The following is a 3,589-nucleotide window of genomic DNA, read 5'->3' as shown; positions in this document are numbered from 1 at the left end:
GTTGTGTATAAGAGACAGGAGTGGGCGGGATGTCGGTGGGGTGTGAGTGGTGAGTGGTGCGAGTGGTGAGCGGTGTGACCGGTGCGAGTGGTGAGCGATGCGAGTGGTGAAAGCGGTGCGAGAGGGAGTGACGTTCTGATGTGGTCGGGCCAGTGGGTGACCGATCGGCTCGGCGTACGGCTGGAGGGCGACGCGGAGCTGTCCGGGCTGCTCGGCCTGGCCCTGCGCCGCAACCCCAAGCGGGCACACCTGCTCGTCTCGAACGTCCTCGGCAAGCACGTGCCGCAGCGCCCGTCCGTCGTCCACGGCGCGGGGCTGGACCTCGGGCGCCGGGTACGGGCGCTGCTCGGCGAGGCGGAGGCCGCCCGTGCGGTCGTCCTCGGCTACGCCGAGACGGCCACCGGCCTCGGCCACTCGGTCGCCGACGGCCTGGGCCTCGCGCCCTACCTGCACTCCACGCGCCGCCCGGTGGCCGGCGTCGCCCCGGCCGGCGGCTTCGAGGAGGAGCACAGCCACGCCACGTCCCACCTGCTGCTGCCCGAGGACCCGCGCTTCTTCGCGAACGAGGGCCCGCTGGTGCTCGTCGACGACGAGCTGTCCACCGGCCGTACGATCCGCAACACCATCGCCGCCCTGCACGGCCGGCGCCCGCGCGACCGGTACGTCGTCGTCACCCTCGTCGACCTCCGCCCGGCGGAGGAGCGCGCCGCGCTGGACGCCTTCGCGGCGGAGCTCGGGGCCCGGGTGGACGTCGTCGCCCTGGCGTCGGGAACGGTGGCGCTGCCGGAGGGCGTGCTCCGGCGGGGGCGGGAACTGGTGGAGGAGTGGGAGGGCGCGCTCCGGCGGGGGCGGGAGCTGGAGGAGGAGTCGGAGGGCGCGGCGGTCGCTCCCGTCGGTGGGAGCCCCGCCGCCCCGGAGCGGATCGACCTCGCCTGGCCGGTCGGCCTGCCCGACGGGGGCCGGCACGGCTTCACCCCCGGACACCGGGCCCGGCTGGAGGACGCGCTGCCGCGCATGGCCGGACGGATCGCGGCGGCGCTGCCGGAGCCGTGCGGGGACGGGGCCGGGAGCCGGCGCGTCCTCGTGCTGGGCACCGAGGAGCTGATGTACGCGCCGCTGCGGATCGCCGGGGCGCTGGAAGAGCGCCTCGCGGGCGCGGGCGCGGGCGCGGGCGTGGGCGCGGGCGTGGGCGCGGGCGTGGGCGTGGGCGTGGGGGCTGAGGCTGAGGCGGGCGCTGAGGCTGAGGCTGTGGCGGGCGCGGAGGTGCTTGGGGAGCGCCTCGCGGGCACGGAAGTGCTGTTCTCCACCACGACCCGGTCGCCCGTGCTGCCCGTGGACGACCCCGGTTACGCGATCCGTACCCGTCTCGTCTTCCCGGCGCACGACGCGCCCGCCGACGGCCCCGCCGACCGCTACGCCTACAACGTCGCGGGCGCCGGCTTCGACGCGGTCGTCGTCGTCACCGACTCGACGGGCGACACCCCCGCCCTGCACGCACCCGGCGGCCTGCTGGACCGGCTCGCCGCGCACACCCGGAAGGTCCTGCTGGCCGTGATCCCGTCCCACCGCGCCCCCGGCGAGCCCCTGCGCGGGCCCGCTTTCTCCTCCTACGCGCCGGAGGACGTCGGCTGGCTGCTCCAGGACCTGTCGTCCGTCGCGCTCGAAGCGCCCATCGAGGAGCGGGAGGAGGCGATCCAGAACGGCGGCGCGCACTACGCGGAGTCGCTGCCCGTCGAGTACCAGCCGTCCGAGCGCTACCAGGAGCTCTACGCCGCCGCCCTGGAATCCTCCGCCGGCCGGCTCGCCCGGGCCGTGGGCGCGGTCACCGAGACCGTGCTCGCGGAGCGGTCCCCGCGCCCGGTGCTGGTCTCGCTGGCCCGCGCCGGCACCCCCGTCGGCGTCCTGATGCGCCGCTGGGCGCGGCACGCGCACGGCCTGGACCTGCCGCACTACGCCATGTCCATCGTGCGCGGCCGGGGTATCGACACCGCCGCGCTGCGCTGGCTCGCCGACCACCACGACCCGGCCGACGTCGTCTTCGTCGACGGCTGGACGGGCAAGGGTGCGGTCACCCGGGAACTCGAACAGGCCCTGCGGGGAACGGAGTTCGACCCGCGCCTCGCCGTCCTCGCCGACCCCGGCCACTGCGTGGAGACGTACGGCACGCGGGACGACTTCCTCATCCCGTCCGCCTGCCTCAACTCGACGGTCTCCGGCCTGATCTCGCGGACCGTGCTGCGCGCCGACCTCGTCGGGCCGGGCGACTTCCACGGCGCCAAGTTCTACCGCGAGCTGGCGGACGCCGACGTCTCCCGCGCCTTCCTCGACACCATCGCCGCCCGGTTCGCGGAGGTCGAGGAGGGCGTCGCCCACGACGCCAAGGAGCTCGCGGGCGCCGACCGGACCCCGACCTGGCGGGGCTGGGCGGCGGTCGAGCGGATCAGCGAGGAGTACGGGATCCACGACGTGAATCTGGTCAAGCCCGGCGTCGGCGAGACCACCCGCGTCCTGCTGCGCCGCGTCCCCTGGAAGATCCTCGCCGAGCGGGGCGCGGGCGCCGACCTCGACCACGTCCGGCTGCTGGCCGCCCAGCGCGGGGTGCCGGTGGAGGAGGTCGAGGGGCTGCCGTACAGCTGCGTCGGCCTGGTCCACCCGCGGTACACGCGCGGTGCGACGGGAACCGACGGGCGGGCGGTCAAGTCCTCGTGAAGGTGAACTCAGTGAATGCCCCCGCCTCCTTCGCCGGCGCGCTCGTCGCCAGCGACCTCGACCGCACGCTCATCTACTCCGCCGCCGCCCTCCGGCTCGGGGCGGAGGACGCGCGGGCACCGCGTCTGCTGTGCGTGGAGGTGTACGAGGGGAAGCCGCTGTCCTATGTGACGGAGACGGCCGCGGCGCTGCTCGACGGCCTCGCCCGCACCGGCGCGTTCGTGCCCGCCACCACGCGGACGCGGGCGCAGTACGGCCGGATCCGGCTGCCCGGGCCCGTACCCCGCTTCGCGGTCTGCGCCAACGGCGGCGAGATCCTCGTCGACGGCGAGCCGGACACCGGCTGGCGGGAGCGGGTGCGGCGGGCCGTCGCCGCGGAGTGCGCGACGCTCGACGAGGTGCGGGCGCGGCTGGTGGCGACGGCGGACCCGGCGTGGCTGCTGCGCGAGCGGACCGCCGAGGACCTGTTCGCCTACCTGATCGTCGACCGGGAGCGGCTGCCCGTCGCGTGGGTGAAGGAGCTCGCCGAGTGGGCCGGCGAGCGTGGCTGGAACGTCTCGCTCCAGGGCCGCAAGATCTACGCCGTCCCGCGGCCCGTGACCAAGAGCGCGGCGGTCGCGGAGGTCGCCCGCCGCACCGGCGCGGAGGTCGTGCTGTCCGCCGGCGACTCCCTGCTCGACGCCGACCTGCTGCTCGCCGCCGACCGCGGCTGGCGCCCGGGCCACGGCGAGCTGGCCGAGACGGGGTGGGGGGCGCCGCACGTCACGGGGCTGGAGACGGTCGGTGTCGCGGCGGGCGAGGAGATCGCGCGGGCGTTCGCGGAGGCGGTGGGAGCGGCGGTGCCGGCTGCTGGGTGACCGGGTGTGAGGTGGGGTGGCGG

The 3,589-nt window shown here is 75.9% G+C and carries 2 protein-coding genes; both read left to right on the top strand.

Translation table 11 applies throughout. The features are described from left to right. The first annotated feature begins 138 nt into the window (after positions 1 to 138). Positions 139 to 2,709, top strand: a complete 2,571-nt coding sequence (locus ACSNOK_RS31750) for a phosphoribosyltransferase (protein ID WP_436784252.1) — start codon at positions 139 to 141, stop codon at positions 2,707 to 2,709. A gap of 11 nt (positions 2,710 to 2,720) precedes the next feature. Next, complete coding sequence (locus tag ACSNOK_RS31745) at positions 2,721 to 3,566, top strand: HAD family hydrolase (protein WP_436784251.1); 846 nt, start codon at positions 2,721 to 2,723, stop codon at positions 3,564 to 3,566. Positions 3,567 to 3,589: the final 23 nt, after the last annotated feature.

It is taken from the genome of Streptomyces sp. URMC 126, from assembly GCF_051386555.1.
Classification (GTDB): Bacteria; Actinomycetota; Actinomycetes; order Streptomycetales; family Streptomycetaceae; genus Streptomyces.
This window is presented reverse-complemented; position numbering and strand designations above follow the sequence as displayed.

Excerpts from the sequence above, each read along its gene's own strand:
- ACSNOK_RS31750 (WP_436784252.1), top strand. The coding sequence starts at position 139 with ATGTGGTCGGGCCAGTGGGTGACCGATCGGCTCGGCGTACGGCTGGAG.